The organism is Streptomyces sp. C36 (assembly GCF_040932295.1).
In the GTDB taxonomy this organism is placed as follows: domain Bacteria; phylum Actinomycetota; class Actinomycetes; order Streptomycetales; family Streptomycetaceae; genus Streptomyces; species Streptomyces triculaminicus.
This window is the reverse complement of sequence record NZ_JBFQGI010000001.1, coordinates 366239-385031: the sequence shown is the minus strand read 5'-3', so window position 1 is coordinate 385031 and position 18793 is coordinate 366239. Positions and strand designations below refer to the sequence as shown.

Genomic DNA, 18793 nt, shown 5'->3' with positions numbered 1-18793 from the left:
GATGTCGCTGCACCCGGGCGAGCGCGGTGGGGCCGGCCGGCGCGGCTACGCGCTCAACCCCTTCTACGGCGAGGCCGATCCGCTGGGGGACATGACGGCCGAGCCGCCGCGGCACTGCCTGCCCGACGGGCCGATGCCGCCGCGCACCGCCTATCAGTTCGTCCACGACGAGCTGATGCTCGACGGCAACGCCCGGCTCAATCTCGCCACGTTCGTCACCACCTGGATGGAACCGCAGGCGGCGGTGCTGCTGGCCGAATGCGCCGACAAGAACATGATCGACAAGGACGAGTACCCGCGCACCGCCGAGCTGGAACAGCGCTGCGTGGCGATGCTCGCCGACCTGTGGCACGCCCCCGACCCGGCCGCCGCCGTCGGCTGTTCGACCACCGGCTCGAGCGAGGCCTGCATGCTGGCTGGCATGGCCCTCAAGCGCCGCTGGGCGCTCGCCAACGCCGATCGCCACCCCGCCGCCGGTGTCCGGCCCAACCTGGTGATGGGCGCGAACGTCCAGGTCTGCTGGGAGAAGTTCTGCAACTTCTGGGAGGTCGAGGCGCGCCAGGTCCCCCTGGAGGGCGACCGCTTCCACCTCGACCCGGAGGCCGCCGCCGGCCTGTGCGACGAGAACACCATCGGCGTCGTCACCGTCCTCGGCTCCACCTTCGACGGGTCCTACGAGCCGGTCGCCGACGTCTGCGCGGCCCTGGACGCCCTGCGGGAGCGCACCGGCCTGGACGTCCCGGTCCACGTGGACGGCGCCTCCGGCGCGATGGTCGCACCGTTCCTCGACGAGGACCTGGTGTGGGACTTCCGGCTGCCGCGCGTGGCCTCCATCAACACCTCCGGGCACAAGTACGGCCTGGTCTACCCCGGTGTGGGCTGGGCGCTGTGGCGGGACCGGGCGGCGCTGCCGGAGGAGCTGGTCTTCCGCGTCAACTACCTGGGCGGCGACATGCCGACGTTCGCCCTAAACTTCTCGCGCCCCGGCGCCCAGGTGGCGGCGCAGTACTACACCTTCCTGCGTCTGGGACGCGAGGGCTTCAAGGCCGTGCAGCGCACCACCCGCGACGTGGCCCTCCACCTCTCCGAACGCATCGGCGCCCTGGGCGACTTCCGGCTGCTGACGCGGGGCGACCAGCTGCCGGTGTTCGCCTTCACCACGGCCGAGGGCGTGACGAACTTCGACGTCTTCGACGTCTCGCGCCGGCTGCGCGAGCGCGGCTGGCTGGTGCCCGCCTACACCTTCCCGCCGAACCGGGAGGACCTGTCGGTCCTGCGGATCGTCTGCCGCAACGGCTTCTCCCTCGACCTCGCGGACCTGCTGCTGGCCGATCTCACCGCCCTGCTGCCCGAGTTGCGCCGGCAGTCCGGGCCGCTGGACCGGCCGGAGTGGCAGGCGACGGCGTTCCACCACTGACCGGCGGGCCGGGCCGCCGGGCCGTCGGCGGTCGTCTCAGTCGTGCGGCACCACCGCGACCGGGCAGGGCGCGTGGTGCACGCACGCCTGGGCCACCGCGCTGAGGCGGGGGACGAGCGCCGGGCGGTGCCGGCGGCGGCCGACGACCAGGAGGTCGGCGCCCTCGGCCGCGCGGACGACGGCCTTGGCGGGGCTCTCCAGGCTGACGGCGTCGATCACGGTGACGTCCGGGTGCCTCTCGCGCCACGGCCGCAGCGCCTGCCTGACCTCCAGCTCCGCGTGCTCGGTGATCTCCTGGGCGACCTCGGGGTCGACGCCCCAGGGCGCGTACGCCTGGACGGGCAGCGGCCGGCCGTGCAGCACGCGCAGGGGCGCCCCGCGCGCCGCCGCGGCGTCGAACGCGAAGTCGAGCAGGTCGTGCGCCGGGCGGCGCAGCCCCAGGCCCAGGACGACGCCTCCGCCGTCGGGGGCCGGGGGGACGCGCGATCCCATGCCCTTCCGTACGAGCACCACCGGCCGCTCGGCCCGCCCGGCGACGTGGAGGCCGACGTCGCCGAGGAAGAAGCTCTCGAGGCGGTCCAGGCCGCGCGAGCCGAGGACGACCATGGCCGAGGCCTCCGCCGCCGTCAGCAGGGCCGCGCCGGGTTCGTCCCCGACGATGTCCTCGGTGACCTCCAGGGCGGGGAAACGGTCGCGGACCTCGGCGTGCGCGGCGTGCACGATGCGCTTCGCCCAGTAGTCGCGGTCCCGCTCGGGCGGGACGTCCGCGGGCTCGGGCACATGGAGGATCCAGGCGTGGAGCAGGCGCAGGGGAAGCCCGCGCCGGGCCGCCTCCGCCGCGGCCCAGTGGGCGGCGGCCAGGCTCTCGGCCGAGCCGTCCAGCCCCGCGGTGATGGGTACGGGCTCCATCGCGACCGCCTCCGTCCGTGCCGGCCCCTCCTCCCCCGGGCCCGGTCCCTGCCGGGGCCGGGGGAGGTGATGCTTCCAGTGTCGGCCCGGCACGTCGTACCCCGCCGGGCCACCGGAGTGCACCCCGGGCGTTCCGGCCGCTCACGGCCCCGGACGGCCCGGCGGGAGCCCGGCCGGGGACGGGCGCGGGACGGGTGTCCGGCCGGGCTGCTCCCAGTCTCGTGGCGGGCGGGCGGCCCGCGCATGGGCCGGGTGGTTCTCCCGTAGGGGTCCGCCCGGCCCCCTTCTCGCTTCCCTCACATGCGTCTCCTGGGGTCGCACCCGTGCTCTGCGGCCTCGCGCGTTGCCCCGGGCCCTCGCCCGGCGCACGGTGGAGGAAGCGAGCGGAGGTGAGCGCGATGACCACATCCGAGGCCGGCACGGCCTGGGTGGTCGACCACCCGGCTCCGGCCGCCGAGCACCCGCTGCGCCGTGTGCGCCGCGCCCCGGGCACGCCGGCCGGGACGGAACTGCTGCTCGAGGTGCGTGCGTGCGGCGTGTGCCGTACGGACCTGCACCTCGCGGAGGGCGACCTGCCGCCGCGCCTGCCGCGCTGCACTCCCGGCCACGAGATCGTGGGCCGGGTGGTGGCGTGCGGGCCCGACGCCCAGGGCTTCGCGCCCGGCGACCGGGTCGGCGCCGCCTGGCTCGCGACCACCTGCGGCGGCTGCCGGTACTGCCTGGCCGGCCGGGAGAACCTGTGCCCCGCCTCCCGCTACACCGGCTGGGACGTCCACGGCGGCTACGCGGACCACACGGTGGCCGACGCCCGCTTCGTCTACCGGCTGCCGGAGGGCCCGGCGGACGAGGAACTCGCGCCGCTGCTGTGCGCGGGCATCATCGGCTACCGGGCGCTGGAGCGGGCCCAGCTGCCGCCCGGCGGCAGGCTCGGCCTCTACGGCTTCGGCGCCTCCGCCCACCTGACCGCCCAGCTGGCCACGGCCCGGGGCGCCACCGTCCATGTGCTCACCCGCGGCGAGCGGGCCCGGCACCTGGCCCTGGAACTCGGCGCGGCCTCGGCGGGCGACGCCCGCGACGCGCCGCCCGAACCCCTCGACGCGGCCATCCTCTTCGCCCCCGTCGGCGACCTCGTACCGGTGGCCCTCGAGGCGCTCGACCGCGGCGGCACGCTCGCGGTGGCCGGCATCCACCTCACCGACATCCCGGCCCTGACGTACCGGCGGCATCTGTTCCAGGAACGCACCGTGCGCAGCGTCACCGCCAACACCCGGGCGGACGGCAGGGCGTACCTCGCGGAGGCGGCCCGGCACCCCCCGGTCGTCCATGTGCGGCCGTACCGCATGAGCCGGGCCGACGAGGCCCTCGCGGACCTGGCGGGCGGCCACGTCACGGGCGCGGCGGTGCTGGTGGCGGACCACTGAGCGGAAGCCGCGGGGACCGGGAGAGGTCACCGCTCATTCCGCGCCGACGGCTTCCCGGAGACCACGCGCCGCCCCTGCCGCGGTCACGGTCTCCAGGACGGAGACCCGGTCCGAGACGTCGGGAAGCGGCCTGCGCTGCCGGGGGCCCTCGGGGGACGTACCGATGTCCAGGGAGCCCAGTAATCGTTCCCCGTCGGCCATGTGCAACAGGCCGCGCGGGCCGGGGCTGGTGCACAGCCGGCCGGTGCGCCAGATGCTGCCGTAGCCGCGGGCGTGGAGCAGCATCATCAGCGCGTGCGTCATGGAGCAACTGGCGGCGAGCTGTTCCCAGTCGGGAATCCGGTGCCCGGGAAGGGGGGCGAAGACCAGCAGCGCCCGCAGCGGCGGATCCTGACGGCCGCGCGACCCCTTGCCGGCGGCCTGCGGCGCCTTGGGGGTCAGCGTACGGGCCAGGGCGGCGCGCGCCTCACCGCGCACCAGGATCCAGCGCCAGGGGCGCAGCCTTCCATGGTCGGGCGCGGTGGCCGCGCCGCGCAGCAGGTAGTGGAACTCCTCGTCGCTCGGCGCCGGATCGGTGAGTACCCTCTCGCTCCTGCGGGTGGTGATCGCGGTCATGACGTCCATGGGTCCTCGGTTCCTTCCGGGTCGTGGGGCGGGGCGGACTCAGGACCAGGCGACCAGATCGCCCGCCGGGGTGAGGCCGAGGAAGAACGTCACGGTGATCCGCCGCTGGCCCTCGGGGCCCCCGGGCCCGTTGGGCAGCACGCGGTGGTAGTGGTTCGGGTTGAACAGCAGGGCGTCACCGCGACCCGGACGGATCGTGAGGTTCCGGCAGCCGTCCACCACCCGGGGGTCGTACCCGTAGCGTTGACGGTGGACGTCGTCGGCCGCCTCCCAGCGGTGCTGCCACAGGCGCGTCCCGCCGCCGTCCTCCGGCACCACCAGGTAGGCGTTGTAGGTGAGCTCGGAGACGATCTCCTGGTCGAAGAGGCCGCCCGGGTATTCGAGGTGGATGTCGTCGTAGTGCAGGAGCGTGCCCGCGTTGATCTCGCGCATCATCCCCACGAAGGCGGGCCGCCCGCCGATGGTGGCGGTGGTCACCTTCGTGCCCCATGCCCTGCCGAGCATGTCCAGCGACTCCAGGGCCGGGTCCGGGTCCATGCCGGCCTCCCGCCAGGTGCGCTCCGCGGCTTCGGCGTCCGGCCAGTAGCGGTCCGCCCGCAGCACTCCTTGGGGGGTCCGGTAGTCGTTGAGGGCCGGGCCGAACCTCGTCATGGCGACCCGCTGGGGGTAGTAGTCGACCGTGGGCAGCCGGTGCAGCGCGGCCGTCATGCGTTCCAGGGTCGCCCGGCCGAAGAAGCCGGGAATGCGGACGGCGGCGAGTACGCCCGCCGCGACATCGGCGATGTGTCGTCTGGAGAAGGCGGACACGTCGACGGCGGAGAATTCCGGTCCGAGCGCTGTGCTGGGCATCATGCCTCCACATCCGAATGTCGGGACTGGGGGGTGCCGGGCTGGAAATGGCAGGGCGGAGCAGCGGTTTCGCCCGCGAGGACGCACGGGCTCCTGACGTCGGTGGCGCATCGGGTGCCGATGACGGGTGGTCACCGAGGCGCGGAAGAGGTGGCCCGGTCGATGTCGGGCCACCTCAGTATGCCTGCCGCGCATGCGTGCGAGTAGGGGCCGTGCGGCGACGGATCCCCCGATGACGCGATCATTCGAGCGATGGGACGGAAACACCGACTGCCATGCGATTCGCGCCACGTTGGTCGCGGGATGACCTTGTGAGCGGCCCGGAAGATCGGTCATGACGCATCGCGGACGCCCGCCTGCCCGTATTCCCGGAAGCCGATCGTTCGAGGTGTGCGGTCCGACGTCTATCGGGCGTCGCCGATCGGCTGTAGAACATGGATGAGTTCGCCTTCAGAGTTGACCGGAACTCACGCTCGCGGTTCGTCGCGTGGTTGATCGCGTCCAGGAAGCGCACTTACGGTCCTGGACGTGTGTTCCACCAGGTACCGCATTTGATCAAGGCAGCGGATCCCGTATTCACCGGCCGAACATCGGAGACCCCTCGTGAGCGGTAACGGGCTTGGACCCAAGAACGTCTGCACCGACCTGGAGAACAGCGAAATCCGCCGCATGTCGCATGAATACCACCGGCGCGGCATCGTCACCGTGACCGATCTCTTAGAGGCGCACACCCGCCAGGTGGTACGCGCCGAAGCGGAACGTCTCCTCGACAAGCACGCGGAGCGGCGCGACCTGCGCCTCGAGACCACCGGCTACACCCGGCGCTCCATGTCCGTGGTGCCCAGCGAGGTGATCGCGGGCAACAGCGAGCTGGTGACCTCGCTCTACGCGAACCCCCAGCTGCTGGGCGCTCTCGAGGCCATCGCCGGTGAGAAGCTGCATCCCTGCCCGAAGGCGGACGAGGAGTTCCTGATCACCCGCCAGGAACAGCGGGGGGACACGCACGGATGGCACTGGGGCGACTTCAGTTTCGCCCTCATCTGGGTACTCCTTGCGCCGCCGATCGACATCGGCGGCCTGCTCCAGTGCGTACCCCACACCGAATGGGACAAGAGCTCGCCGCGGATCAACAACTACCTCGCGGAAAACCCCATCGACACCTACTACTTCGCCTCCGGAGACGTGTACTTCCTGCGCACCGACACCACGCTGCACCGCACGATCCCGCTGCGCGAGGACGCCACCCGCATCATCCTGAACATGACCTGGGCGGGCGACCGGGACCTGAAGCGTGAGCTCAAAGCGGATGACCGGTGGTGGGACAACGCCGACGTCTCGGCGGCGTCCGCGATCAAGAAGTGACATTGCCCGACGCCAGAACCGTCCTCGAAGAGAGACGCCCATGACCGAGCTGAACGTTCCGGACGCCGAGACCACGGCCGTCTGGGAACACTTCGACCACGTCGAACCGGGAATCCGCCGTCGGATCGCCGTCCAGGACCCCGCGATCAAGGAATACCTGGACGGCATGCTCGCCCGCATCGCCGGGCACCGCGGTGTCGAACACCCGTATCTGAACGCCTACCGCACCACGCGGCTCACCCCCGAGCAAGAACGCCTCATGTACAGCGAGTGCCACTACTTCTTCCGCTATCTCCCGTTCTACATCACCGGGATGGCGATCAAGACCCGCGACGAGATGATCCTCCGGGAGATCATTCTCAATGTCGCCGACGAGGTCGGCGGCGACCCCACGCATTCCACCCTCTTCGCCCGCTTCCTCGCCCGGATCGGGATCGACAAGGAACACCTCGACCATTACAAGCCGCTCGAGGTGACCACACGCCTGAACGACGGCATTCGGATCCTCTACACCGAATCCCCGATCAACAAGGCCCTCGGCGCGCTGTACGCCGACGAGACCATGTCGTCCATCATGGTCTCCAAGATCAATGACGGTCTGGGCAACCAGGGCTACGACAAGGACATGCGCCACTTCTGGCAACTGCACATCGACGTCGAGGTGGGGCACAGCAACTCCGTCTTCAACGCGATCGCCCCGTACGTGGGATCTCCGGCCGCACGGGCGGAGTTCGAGGAGGGCGCCTTCGAGTTCCTCGGGCTCGTCGAGCGCTACTGGGACGGCGTGCAGCGGCTCGTGGGCCTCGAGGCATGACCCTCGCGGCATCCGGTGGGTCCGGGGACGTCCAGTCGGCCTGCGGCCTGCGGCACACGGCCGTCGGCCGACTCGTCCCCGGCTCCATCCACTCGGTGTCCGTCTCCCTCCCCGACGTCGCGACGGTCATCGGCTACGAGTCGGACGACCCCGCCACCCGGCGCCTCGTCTCCTGGGGCTACCCGCGCTTCCGTCCCCATCCGTATGTGACCCGGGTGGCGGAACTCCTCGCCCAGGAGGGCACCGGCCCGGGCGAAGGCCTCGTCCCGACCCGCTCGGCACGCGCCGCACGAGCCGCCGCGGCGTACGCCGGGCTTCCCCCGGAAGCCGTGTTCGCCGGACACGACCTGCACGGGGTACGGCTCTCCCCGGACGCTTCCGCGGCCGCGCGGGTGCGTGCGTACGTCCAGCACACCGGCAGCCACCTGTCCTCGCGCGAGGCGGAGGACGTCCTGCTGGACGCCGGCCTGATCGAGAGCGGGCAGGCCGAGGACACGGTGGAGGACGCGCCCTCCCAGGCCGTCAGGACGGTCCTCGCCCAGGCCTATGGAGCCCGCACGGAGGACGTCTCGCTGTACAACAGCGGAATGAACGCCGTGGCGGCGACCATCGCCGCGGTCTCCGGGATCCAGCGGGAGAACGGCCGGCGCATCTGGCTCCAGCTCGGCTGGATCTTCTTCGACACCATGAGCCTGCTGGAGAAGCGCGTCATCGACGTCGAGCACGTCACGGTCCCCGATCCGTTCGACCTCGCGGAGGTCGCCCGCGTCGCCGAGGCCCACGCGGGGCGGCTCGCCGGCATCATCGCGGAGGTGCCGAGCAATCCGAGCCTGCGCACCCCGGACATCCCCGCCCTGCGGGAGATCGCCGACCGGGCCGGCTGCGCGCTGGTGGTCGACGCGACGATCGCCACGCCGTACAACGTCGACGTGCTCTCCCACGCCGACGTGGTCTGCGAGAGCCTCACCAAGTACGCCACCGGATCGGCCGACGTCCTATTGGGCGCGGTCGTGGTCAACCCGGACTCTCCCCTCGCGCCGGATCTCCGCGGGGAGCTGCCGCGCCACGGCGACGAGCCCTACCACCGCGACACGGCACGCGTGGCCGCCCGGATCCGGGGCTACGCGGACCGCATGGACCGGGTGAACGCCAACACCCTCGCCCTCGTCGCCTGCCTCGAACGGCACGACAAGGTCGTCCGGAGCGTCGACTGGGCGTACGGCGCCGGTTCCGAGAGGAACTACCGCAAGGTCGCGCGCCGCCCCGACGCGCCGGGGGGCCTGCTCATGGTGGACCTCAGGGTTCCGCTGGAGCAGGTGTACGACCGCCTGGCGGTCACCAAGGGCCCCAGTTTCGGGGCCGAGTTCACCATGGTGTCCCCCCAGGTCTTCATCGCCCACCACGACCTGCTGACGACGCCGGAGGGCCGTGCCACCCTGCGCGCCAGGGGGCTGCACCGGGACATGATGCGGATCTCCGTCGGCACCGAGGAGCCGGAGCGCATCGTGGAGACCTTCGAGGAGGCCCTGCGCCAGGCCTGAACGCACCCGCGCCGATCCTGAACGCACCTGCGCCAACCCTGAACGCGAGGGACCGCCCCCCTGCCGTGCCCGGGGGGGCGGTCCCTCGTGCTCAGGCGTGCTCAGGCGTCCTCAGCCACGCATCAGGGCCGCTTCCGCCGCCTTGCTGTACGCGTCGGCGGCCTCGAAGTCGGGCGCCAGGGCCGTCAGCTCCACGAAACCGCAGGACCGCAGGGCCCCCAGCACGTGCAGGACCACGCCCTCGCCCTTGTCCGGACGGTAGAGCAGCCCCTCGGCCTTCAGCCGCTCGACGGCGGCCCTCGGGTCGAGCCTGCCGAGCGCCTCCGGTTCGAGCAGCCGGCCGTGCACGTAACACACCGGCCGTCCGTCGGCATGCCGCAGCAGCCCGTCCTCGTCGACCTCCCGGCCGACGAGCGCCTCGGCGTACCGCAGCACGTGGCTGGGGCCGACCTTGCGCAGGTTGATCTCCACCGCGAGCGGCCCGCGCTCTCCGGCGATCACGAAGTCGATGCCGAACGTGCCCCGGTGGCCGAGCTCGGACAGCACCGCGCCCGTCCGCCTGACCGCCTCGGTGATGACGGGCCGCCACCGCTCCTCCGCCGGGAACCGGCACCCCCAGTACTGACCGCCCGACAGCACCTGGTCATGGCAGGCGACCACCTTGACCGAGCCGTCCGCGCGGATGTACCCCTGCCCGCTGGGTGAGGAGGTGACCTCCTCGAGGAACTCCTCCACGATCGCCCCGCCCTCGGCGAGCTCCTGGTAGAAGTCGTCGGCGGGCATCCGGATCACCTCGGCCGCGGTGAGGAGGTTCCCGGTGTCGGTGAGCTTGGCGCAGTCGATCAGCACATTGCCGATCGACGCGGCGTAGGTGCTCGCGCTCAGCTTCACCATGACGCGCCGTGCACGGCGCGGGCCCGAGGAGAGCCGCTCGATCTCCCGGAGCACGCCCTCCTCGCTGCGCAACTCCTCCGCGGACCCGTCGGGCACCGCGACGCCGGCGCGCAGGAGGATCTCCTTGCCCCCGCCCTTGCTGCCCCAGCGGGTGACGAAGGGCTGGCTGCCCTCCTCGAGGCCGGCGCCGACCCTGCGGGCCAGCTCGTCGAGCGAGTCGGAGGCCATGAAGTGGACGATCGTCGTCCGGGTGCTGTCCTGCGCGGCGCTCCGCAGGGCGTCCACGATCCGGTCCTCACCGAGGACCAGGTCGTCGAGGGGGCGCAGCTGGTGGGAGTCCGGCGTCAGCAGGGTCAGCCGCTCACGGACGCTTTCGATCGTGCGGTCGTCGAACCGGAAGACGTCGCGGAAGTGGTACTCGAGCGTGTAGGGATCGACCGGCTCGGACGTGATGACGACAGCCCGCACCGCCGGGTCACGGAGGTCCCACAGAAAACAGAGGCTGCGCTCTGCCGAGAACCGAAGATACGGCACCTCCTGCAGTATCCGGTCGGCGTAGTTGAAGGCGTAGATCAAAATCCGAGTGGAGTCGAAATCAGCCATAAGGAAGCGCTCTGCCTCGCTTGTCTGGGTTGTGGTGAACGGACCGCACAAGTTCCGTAGGTACCAGGTGCTCAGGGTGCTGCTGGTGAGGTTACGAGCATGGCAGGGAAAACGGTATCGGAATTACTCATTCCGGTGACTTCTCGCAAATAAGTGCGAGCGTTTCCTGTAATGGATGTGGCTCGAAAATACCCATCTCCGCTTTATTTGCGTCTGGGTCATTTGCTCCGTACACGCGACGGTGACAGGATCGGGCACGTGAAGCTCTCTAAAGCCGTCTGGGCTCTGGCTCTTACTGTCTTCGCGTGGGCCTCGGCCTTCCCCGCCATCCGCGTGGGTCTGGAGGGCTTCGGAGTCGCCGGACTCTCCCTGGCCCGCCTCATGGTCGCCTCGGTCGCCCTGGCCGTCGCGGCGCCCTTCCTCGGCGTGCGCATCCCGCGCCGTCGGGATCTGCCCATGATCGTGCTCTGCGGGCTGACCGGCATGTCCGCCTATCAGGTCCTTCTCAACTGGGGCGAGGTCAACGTCCCCGCCGGCACCGCGAGCCTGCTCATCGCCGTGGCTCCGGTGTTCAGCGTGCTGCTGGCCGCGGCCTTCCTCGGAGAGCGGATCACCCGGCTCAAGGTCATCGGAAGCGTGGTGGCCATCGCCGGCGCCGCGGTGATCGCGGTGGCCGGAGGCCACGCCGAATACACCACCTCGGCGTGGGTGGTCCTCGCGGCGGCCGTCGTCCAGGGCGTCTACCACTTCGCGACCAAGCCCCTCCTGGTCCGGTACACGGGCCTCGAGGTCGCCTGTTACGCGATGTGGGCGGGGACGTTCTTCCTGCTGCCGCTCCTCCCCCAGATGGTGCACGGCTTCGCGACCGCGTCGACGGCGCCGCTCCTGTCCACCGTGTTCCTCGGGCTGTTCCCCTCCGCCGTGGGCTTCGTCGTCTGGGGGTACGCGGTCGCCCGGCTGTCCATGGCCTCCTCCACCGCGGCCCTGTACCTCGTACCACCGGTGGCCCTCGTCGTCGCGTACCTGTGGCTGGACGAGGTGCCCTCCCCGCTGGCCCTGGTCGGCGGGGTGCTCGGGATCGCGGGTGTCGCGCTCATCAACCGGCGGCCGCGCCGGGCGGACGGCGGCGACGCCGCCGGCAAGGCGACCGGCAGGCACACGACGGACCGTCCGGCCCATGTGAACGGGCACGCGAACGGGCACGCGAACGGGCACGCGGCGGACCGTCCGGAGCATGCGAACGGGCACGCGAACGGACATGCGACGAGCCATTCGGGGCACGCGAACGGGCGGGACCGGATGGACGCGTCATCGTGTCAGGGAACGGGACACCCGGCCGAGCGAAAAGGGCCGCCGGCGGGATTCAAATAATTCGCTGTTTCCCCTCCCCCGCCTGTTCCCGTGACGCACCATGAGCACTCTCCCGCACCACACCATGAGTCGCATGGAAGGCACCCAGGACATTGGGCACGCAGAACAACGTCTATCTGACCCGGACGTACACCTACGAGGCCAGGACCACGATCCTGAGCAGCACGCCGAGCGCGGCCGGAATCCGGCTCGCCCTGGTGGACAACATCTTCCACCCGCAGGGCGGAGGGCAGCCGAGCGACCGGGGCTGGGTGGACGGGATTCCCGCATCCCCCATCCGTGAGCCCGGCTCGGAACGGGTCTATCTCGACCTGGTGCCCGAGTCCGGTGAGGATCGGAGCACATTCTCCGAAGGACAAGCGGTCACCGCGGCCATCGACGCCGAACAACGCCGTCTGTTCGCCGCCCTGCACACCGCGGGCCACCTGGTCGACGCGCTGATCGACCCCTTCGGGGTGCGACATGTGGGCAGTAATCACTTTCCCGGTCAGGCTCGGGTGGAATACGAGCTGGACGGCGCGGAAGTGGACAAGGAACGTATGGCCGATTCCCTGCGGGAGGGGCTGGCGAAGGCCATGGCCCAGGCCCTGCCGGTCTTCTCCGGCGAGCGCGAGGGGCGGCGGACCATCACCATCGAGGGGTTCGCGACGGAGTTCTGCGCCGGCACCCACGTCACCGACCTGAGCTGCCTCGCCGACGTCGCCATCCGCTCCATCAAGGTCAAGTCCGGCCGGCTGAAGGTCGGCTACGAGGCGCACCACGCGGCGCCGGCCTGACCGGCGCCCGCTACCGCCCGGGCCTGCCCCCACCGCCGGGGCAGACCCGGGCCGAGCCGGGGCCGTTCGGCCCATGGCGTGACACCCTCCCGATGGACCATGATCGAATAAGCGTGGCAGCGCGTGCGCGTGGATCGTCGACCGCGCGGACCGTCGACAGGGAGCGGTAGTGGACCAGTCAAGGACGTTCTCCCAGGAACGGCCGATCCGGGTGTTCCTGCTGGACGACCACGAGGTCGTCCGGCGGGGCATCCATGACCTGCTGGACGGCGAGGACGACATCACGGTCGTCGGCGAGGCCGGCACCACCGGACACGCCCTGACCCGGGGCCCGGCCCTGCGGCCCGACGTGGCCGTGCTGGACGTACGACTGCCCGACGGCGACGGCATCACGGTCTGCCGGGAGCTGCGCTCGCGCATGCCGGACCTGGCGTGCCTGATGCTGACGTCGTTCGACGACGACGACGCGCTCCTCGACGCGATCATGGCCGGGGCGGCCGGTTACGTCCTCAAGCAGATCAAGGGCTCGGACCTCGTCGCCGCGATCCGTACGGTCGCGGCCGGCCAGTCCATGCTCGACCCCGCGACCACCACCCGGCTGATGAACAGCCTGCGCGGCGGCGGCGAGGCCGAGGCGGACGCAGCCGAGCCCGAGGACGAGCGCCTCGCCGTGCTCTCCCCGCGCGAGCACGACGTCCTCGCCCTCATCGGGGAGGGCCTCACCAACCGTCAGATCGCCCAGCGACTGTTCCTGTCCGAGAAGACGGTCAAGAACCACATCTCCCGCATGCTCGCCAAGCTCGGCGTCGAGCGGCGCATCCAGGCGGCCGTCCTGGCCACCCATGCGGGCCCCTACCGCCCGGCGGGCGGTTCGTAACCCGCGTTTTGACTTCCGCTCCCCGGCCTAAAGGCCGGGGATTCCTACCACGGTCGTCTGACCGTCTCGGTGGGTTCCTGCTTCAATGCGCTGTGCCGGGACGAATCCCGGTCTTACCTGCGCTCGACAGGCTGACACCGCCAGTCCGGCGGCCCTGGCGACGTTGACCGCCGCGTTGATGTCGCGATCGAGGACGGCTCCGCAGGCCCCGCAGGTCCAGACGCGGACATGGAGGGGCTTGGGGCCGTCCTTGACGCCGCACGCCGAGCACACCTGAGAGGTCGGCTCGAAGCGGCCGATCCGGATGAAGGTGCGCCCGTACCGGGCGGCCTTGTATTCCAGCATGGTCACGAACGCCGACCATCCGGCGTCGTGCACGGACTTGGCCAGGCGCGTGCGGGCGAGTCCCTTGACCGCCAGGTCCTCCACGGCAATCGCTTGGTTGTCACGAATGATCCGTGTGGAGAGCCGGTGGTGGAACTCGCGGCGCGCGTCGGCCACCTGCGCGTGGGCGCGGGCGACCTTGACACGGGCCTTGTCCCGGTTGTTACTGCCTTTCGTCTTCCGGCTGAGGTTCTGCTGTGCGCGCTTGAGCTTCTTCTCTGCCCGGCGCAGGAAGCGCGGGGAGTCGGTCTTCGTTCCGTCGGAGAGGACGGCGAAGTGCCCCAGCCCAAGGTCGATGCCGATGACGGGTTCCGTCCTGGGCAGCGTGGTCGGCTCGGTCTCGACCACGAACGAGGCGAAGTACCTACCGGCCGCATCCTTGATCACGGTGACCGTTGACGGAACCGAGGGCAGGTTGCGGGACCACTTCACCCGTACGTCGCCGACCTTCGGCAGCGACAGGTCTCCGCCGGTGGTGATCTTCCATCGGGCGTTCGCGGTGAACCGTACGGCCTGCCGGGTGTCCTTGCGGGACTTGAACCGGGGTGCGCCCATGCGCGGGCGCTTGCCCTTCAGCCCGTCGAAGAAGTTCCGGTACGCGGTGTCCAGGTCCCGGAGAGACTGTTGCAGAACGACGGCGGACACGTCGCCGAGCCAGGCGCGCTCCTTGGTCTTCTTCGCCTCGGTGATCAGCAGCTTGGACAGGTCTCCGGTCTTCAAGAACGCCTTGCCTGCGGCGCGGGCGGTCTCCCGCGCCCTGAGGGCGTCGTTGTAGACCACCCGCGCGCACCCGAACGCCCTCGCCAGCGCTGAACGCTGAGGACCGTTCGGGTAGAGGCGGAAGGAGTACCGGAGCTGCATGCCGATCACCGTACTACGGTTGATTTATACCTGAATATCAGAACATTCGTACTGGCCGTCACTGTACTTTCGCCGTCCACGCGCACTTGGTTTTCGTGAGCTGGTCAACAGCTTGAAGGGCGTCAGTTCGCGAAGGCTCCGCCAGGAGTACCCCGAGCTGGTCCGGTGGGCGGGGCTCCGCTGTCGATCGTGCGGCAGTACATCGAGCAGCAGGACCGCCCCGCCTGAGCTGAGGTCAACGGTGCGGACCCGTGCTCACGCGCGGGTCAGAGCACTCCTCAGAATCGCTTCACCACCGAGCTGAAGCCCGGTGCACCGCGATGAGACCCGGTTAACCCACGTTGTAGCGCAGGAGATAGCCGGCGAAGCGGGCGAGGTCGTCCTCGTCCCATTCGGCGAGGCGCTCACGGAAGGCCGCCAGGCGGCTGGCGGCGACCTGGGCGAGGGTCGCGGCACCGGCGTCGGTCAGGTGCAGCACCTGCACGCGCTGGTCGTCGGGGTCGAGGCGGCGCTCGACGAGCCCGAGGCGCTCGAGGGTGGCGATCTGGCGGCTCACCGTCGACTTGTCGAGCAGGTAGTGCGCCGCGAGGTCGGTCGCCCGGCAGCCCTGCTGGTCCTCGAGGTGGGCGAGCAGGGTGAAGGAGACGAGCGAGAGCTCCGGGTGCATCCGGGCGGCGGTGGCCCGGGCACGGCGCGCGAAAGCGGTCAGCTCGCGCTGGATGGTCTCCACGGACGCGTCACGAGGGGGCACGGGGGTTCCTTTCGGCCATGTAGTTGTATAGTACAACTTGAAGTCGGAGTTGTATTTACCAACCATTCGAGGAAGGGCGCCGATGAAACCCGCCACCGGTGGCGCGCTGCGACACGTGCTGACCCACCTGCTCACCCCGCTGCTGATGTGCGTCGGGATGGGACTCGCCTACCTGGGCGCGTTCGCCCACCCCTCGCCGCACCAGCTGCCCGTCGCGGTCGTCGGCGAGGCCCCCGCCGCCCGGGTCCTGGCGCAGACCATCGACGACAAGGCGGACGGCCGCCTCGTCGTACGGACCGTCGCCGACCGCGCCGAGGCGGTCCGCCGGCTCGAGAACCGTGACGTCTTCGGGGCCTACGTCCCGGACCGGCACCACCCCGAGCTGCTGGTGGCCTCCGCCGGCTCGGACACCACCGCGATGGCGGTGCAGAAGGTCTTCACCCCCGTGGCCGCGCGGCAGGGCGCGCCCTTGAAGGTGACCGACATCGTGCCCCCGGCCGAGGGCGACCCCACCGGCCAGGGCGTCTTCTTCCTGCTGGTCGCGCTCAGCATCGGCTCGTACGCCTCCGTGGCCGTCATAGGCGGCGCGGGCGGGGCGCTGCCGATGCGGCTGCGGGCGGTGCTGGCGGCGGGCATGTCGCTGGTGGTCGCCGTGATCGGCGCCGCCTTCGCCGGTCCCGTCTTCCACCTGGTCGACCACGGGCTGTGGGGGCTGTGGGGCATGGCGTGGCTGTACTCGGCGGGCATCCTGCTCGTCGGCACCGGCCTGCACACCTTCCTCAAGCGCTGGACGACGCTGGGCGTGATGGTGCTGTTCGTGATGCTCAACTTCACCAGCGCGGGCGGCGTCTACCGGCCCGAGCTGCAGAACGGCTTCTTCGCCGCCCTGCACTCCTTCTGGAACGGCGCCGGGTTCGTCGAGGGCGTACGCTCCCTCGTCTACTTCGGCCACGCGGGGCTCGGCCGGAACGTGACCACGCTCGCCGTGTGGCTCGCCGCGGGCGTGGCGACCGTCGCCGCCGCCTGGGCCGTCGAGAGGCGCCGCGCCACGCCGCCCGCCGCGGCCGCCGCTCCCGCCGCCGGGGCCGAGGAGGCCGAAGAGGAGATGGAGGAGGCCGTAGGGGTGTGACACCCCGGATCGAACGGATCGAGCCGTGCCCGGGCCACCGCCTCCCCTCCTATGGCGGTGGCCCGGGCATCGCACCGGCGACGGGCGCGATGGCCCGAGCCATGAGCCCGGACGGACACCCCCGTGGCACGTCCGGACCTGATGATCACCCGTCGCTCTCACTGTCTCCGGGCGATCGGCCGCCCGGTAGTGGCATACGTAGTGGCATTCGTGGGGTGATTTCCGGGGGAAGATGGCCTGTGTGGCAATGGGTGAGGTCGTCAGGGAGCTGCGGAGGGCGCGTGGATGGAGTCAGGGCCGGCTGGCCTCCGAGATCAACGACGCCTTCGCCACCAGCCTGACCCGCGAGTACGTGAGCGGCTGGGAGCGCGGCAAGGTACGGCCCGGTCCGTTCTACGTCCGGTGCCTGGCGACCGTGCTCGACGTCCCGCCGGCGGTCCTGGAACAGGAGACCGCCCGTCAGGACCCCGCCGGTCAGGGCCTGACCGGCGGCGTCGCCACGGCCTCCGTCGCACCCCAGCTGGCGGCGGACCTGCTCGCCGTAGGCTTCACCGCCCGGCTGCGGGGCGGGCCCTCCCCCCAGGAGTGGGAGGACAAGCTGACCGCCTACGGCGCCGACTACATGTCCCTGGGAGCGGCCGACATCCAGCGCCGCGCGGCCCACGACCTCATGGTCGTACAGCAGCAGCTCGACGACGACCGCATGTGGTCCGTGGCGGCCCGTCTGATGACGCTCTACGCCACCACGTTCACCTGGCCCGACCAGTCCAAGGCCGTCGCGTGGTTCCGCATGGCCGCCGAGGCGGCGGACCGCTCGGGCGACGTACGCACCCGCGTCTGGACCCGCGGCCGGGCCGCCCTCACCCTCGGCTACGGCGGCAAGGGCCTCGGCTACGCCAACGTCCTCGCCGACCAGGCCATGGCCATCAGCGACAAACCCTCCGCGGGCCTGCTCAACGCCACCCTGGGCAAGGCCTACGCCCTCGCTCTGCAGGGCGACAAGGCCACCGCCCTCGACCTCGCCGACCACGCCCGCCGCGTCTTCGACGCCTCCGGCCCCAGCACCCAGGTCAGCGACTACGCGGTCACCCACTGGCGGCTGAACGGCTTCCTCTCCCTGCTCTCCGCCCGCCTCGGCGACGAGGACCGTGCCATACGGGCCCAGGAGGCGGCCCGCCGCGAACTCCCCGCGAGCCTCCCCCGCTTCGCCACTCACCTCGACATGCACACAGCCCTGATGCTCACCCGCTCCGGCGACAAAGCCGGCGGCCACGCCCACGCCCGCGCCACACTGGAAGCACTCCCCCGCGAAAAGCACTGCGGGACGCTGCGGATGCTCCTGGACGAGATAGAGGGCTGAGGCGCCTCACCCGGCGCGGCCATCATCCGCTGACGATGCCGTCGACGCCTGCCGCCACTCCGAACGAAGCTCCGCCAGGTATCACCTGACGGAGCCTCACATCTTCATCGTGACGTTACAGCCGTCTACCGCCCGGAGGTCCATAGTTGGCGGTCAGGGCCGCGGCGTACGCGTCCGGAACAGGCCGCCCGCCGAAAGCCATCGGAAGATACGTCTCCAACGCACCTGACACGTCGAGGAAGGGCCCGAACCGAGCGCCCCATTCACTGCGCGCGGCCGCGTCCGGGAACCCCTGGAATACCGCCACCTCGGGATCCCTTTCAGCCCAGCACCCCCACTTTGCGGATGCTCCGGTCAGCGCGACGACGTTCGCCGAGATCGCGATCGACCCCAGGGCGTCACCGTCCGGCTCGAAGCCGACAGCAGCCCAGTAGCCGTCCTCACCGGCCTCGACGGACAGAGAGACCGCCGGGTATCCCAACCCCTCGGGGATATAGAAATCGTCACAGTCCGGCTCGAGAACCAGCAGTTCGATGTGGTCGTCTCCGTGCCACCGGGCCATCGCGCAGAGCGCCGACCAGATTTCCGGAGCGAGAACCGCGTCGAACTCACAGAACAATGAGTCTCCCGCACGCTCTCTGAAGACCTGATCAGGGAACCTGGCATCAAGATCGAAGGTCGCCGCGCTACGGGAGCAGATGGCACGATACCCGTCGCGGTCCGGCGTGAGCGAACCCTCGCTTGGCATCAGTCCTCCCCCAGTCTGATCTTGATGTCGGGCTTCCTGAACCCCGCATGACGGTAGTCCACCGCCGATCGGCACTGCCACCATCCGCCGCACCCCCACCAA

17 protein-coding genes are annotated in these 18793 nt (G+C 70.8%); 10 read left to right on the top strand and 7 right to left on the bottom strand.

The window, feature by feature from the left end:
* Nucleotide 1 precedes the first annotated feature (1 nt).
* Nucleotides 2–1417: a glutamate decarboxylase gene (locus AB4K12_RS01620; RefSeq protein ID WP_368432403.1), complete on the top strand. Its 1416-nt coding sequence runs from the start codon at nucleotides 2–4 to the stop codon at nucleotides 1415–1417.
* A gap of 36 nt (nucleotides 1418–1453) precedes the next feature.
* On the opposite strand, the gene AB4K12_RS01615 is transcribed toward AB4K12_RS01620, so the two are convergent.
* Nucleotides 1454–2326 (bottom strand): universal stress protein, encoded by an 873-nt coding sequence (locus AB4K12_RS01615; RefSeq protein ID WP_368432402.1) that lies wholly within the window; start codon nucleotides 2324–2326, stop codon nucleotides 1454–1456.
* Between the two features lie 389 nt (nucleotides 2327–2715).
* Here AB4K12_RS01615 and AB4K12_RS01610 point away from each other — a divergent pair, with 389 nt between their 5' ends.
* Nucleotides 2716–3747: a zinc-dependent alcohol dehydrogenase family protein gene (locus tag AB4K12_RS01610; protein ID WP_368432401.1), complete on the top strand. Its 1032-nt coding sequence runs from the start codon at nucleotides 2716–2718 to the stop codon at nucleotides 3745–3747.
* Nucleotides 3748–3780: 33 nt separating this feature from the next.
* On the opposite strand, the gene AB4K12_RS01605 is transcribed toward AB4K12_RS01610, so the two are convergent.
* Nucleotides 3781–4371, bottom strand: a complete 591-nt coding sequence (locus tag AB4K12_RS01605) for a nitroreductase (protein WP_368432400.1) — start codon at nucleotides 4369–4371, stop codon at nucleotides 3781–3783.
* 39 nt (nucleotides 4372–4410) lie between these two features.
* Complete coding sequence (locus AB4K12_RS01600; RefSeq protein ID WP_368432399.1) at nucleotides 4411–5220, bottom strand: proline hydroxylase; 810 nt, start codon at nucleotides 5218–5220, stop codon at nucleotides 4411–4413.
* Nucleotides 5221–5889: 669 nt separating this feature from the next.
* Here AB4K12_RS01600 and besD point away from each other — a divergent pair.
* The 3 genes from besD to besB are packed head-to-tail and all read left to right on the top strand — an operon-like array spanning nucleotide 5890 to nucleotide 8937.
* Nucleotides 5890–6582 carry an L-lysine 4-chlorinase BesD gene (gene besD / locus AB4K12_RS01595; protein WP_368432398.1) on the top strand — a complete coding sequence of 231 codons (693 nt, stop codon included), beginning with the start codon at nucleotides 5890–5892 and terminating at the stop codon, nucleotides 6580–6582.
* A gap of 40 nt (nucleotides 6583–6622) precedes the next feature.
* Entirely contained in the window at nucleotides 6623–7396 is a 774-nt protein-coding gene (besC, locus tag AB4K12_RS01590) for a 4-chloro-allylglycine synthase BesC (protein ID WP_368432397.1), read from the top strand.
* Nucleotides 7393–8937 (top strand): L-2-amino-4-chloropent-4-enoate dechlorinase/desaturase BesB, encoded by a 1545-nt coding sequence (gene besB, locus AB4K12_RS01585; RefSeq protein WP_368432396.1) that lies wholly within the window; start codon nucleotides 7393–7395, stop codon nucleotides 8935–8937. Before besC ends, besB begins: the two co-directional genes overlap by 4 nt.
* Before the next feature lie 111 nt (nucleotides 8938–9048).
* Here besB and besA read toward each other — a convergent pair whose 3' ends face one another.
* The gene (gene besA, locus AB4K12_RS01580; RefSeq protein WP_368432395.1) at nucleotides 9049–10434 is read right to left on the bottom strand and encodes an L-propargylglycine--L-glutamate ligase BesA; all 1386 of its coding nucleotides are present in this window, start codon (nucleotides 10432–10434) and stop codon (nucleotides 9049–9051) included.
* Nucleotides 10435–10692: 258 nt separating this feature from the next.
* Between besA and AB4K12_RS01575 the strand changes: the two genes are divergently transcribed.
* From AB4K12_RS01575 to AB4K12_RS01565, 3 genes are all read left to right on the top strand, one after another.
* On the top strand, nucleotides 10693–11805 hold the full coding sequence (locus AB4K12_RS01575; protein ID WP_368432394.1) for a DMT family transporter: 1113 nt from the start codon (nucleotides 10693–10695) through the stop codon (nucleotides 11803–11805).
* A gap of 92 nt (nucleotides 11806–11897) precedes the next feature.
* Complete coding sequence (locus tag AB4K12_RS01570; RefSeq protein WP_368432393.1) at nucleotides 11898–12581, top strand: alanyl-tRNA synthetase; 684 nt, start codon at nucleotides 11898–11900, stop codon at nucleotides 12579–12581.
* Between the two features lie 169 nt (nucleotides 12582–12750).
* On the top strand, nucleotides 12751–13458 hold the full coding sequence (locus tag AB4K12_RS01565; protein ID WP_368432392.1) for a response regulator: 708 nt from the start codon (nucleotides 12751–12753) through the stop codon (nucleotides 13456–13458).
* 27 nt (nucleotides 13459–13485) lie between these two features.
* On the opposite strand, the gene AB4K12_RS01560 is transcribed toward AB4K12_RS01565, so the two are convergent.
* Together AB4K12_RS01560 and AB4K12_RS01555 are read right to left on the bottom strand one after the other, a co-directional pair.
* On the bottom strand, nucleotides 13486–14703 hold the full coding sequence (locus AB4K12_RS01560; RefSeq protein WP_368432391.1) for an RNA-guided endonuclease InsQ/TnpB family protein: 1218 nt from the start codon (nucleotides 14701–14703) through the stop codon (nucleotides 13486–13488).
* 331 nt (nucleotides 14704–15034) lie between these two features.
* Complete coding sequence (locus AB4K12_RS01555) at nucleotides 15035–15454, bottom strand: MarR family winged helix-turn-helix transcriptional regulator (protein WP_368432390.1); 420 nt, start codon at nucleotides 15452–15454, stop codon at nucleotides 15035–15037.
* Nucleotides 15455–15536: 82 nt separating this feature from the next.
* Between AB4K12_RS01555 and AB4K12_RS01550 the strand changes: the two genes are divergently transcribed.
* Together AB4K12_RS01550 and AB4K12_RS01545 are read left to right on the top strand one after the other, a co-directional pair.
* Complete coding sequence (locus AB4K12_RS01550) at nucleotides 15537–16583, top strand: hypothetical protein (RefSeq protein WP_368432389.1); 1047 nt, start codon at nucleotides 15537–15539, stop codon at nucleotides 16581–16583.
* Between the two features lie 241 nt (nucleotides 16584–16824).
* Nucleotides 16825–17943 carry a helix-turn-helix domain-containing protein gene (locus AB4K12_RS01545; RefSeq protein ID WP_368432388.1) on the top strand — a complete coding sequence of 373 codons (1119 nt, stop codon included), beginning with the start codon at nucleotides 16825–16827 and terminating at the stop codon, nucleotides 17941–17943.
* A gap of 115 nt (nucleotides 17944–18058) precedes the next feature.
* On the opposite strand, the gene AB4K12_RS01540 is transcribed toward AB4K12_RS01545, so the two are convergent.
* On the bottom strand, nucleotides 18059–18691 hold the full coding sequence (locus AB4K12_RS01540; protein WP_368432387.1) for a hypothetical protein: 633 nt from the start codon (nucleotides 18689–18691) through the stop codon (nucleotides 18059–18061).
* Nucleotides 18692–18793 lie beyond the last annotated feature (102 nt).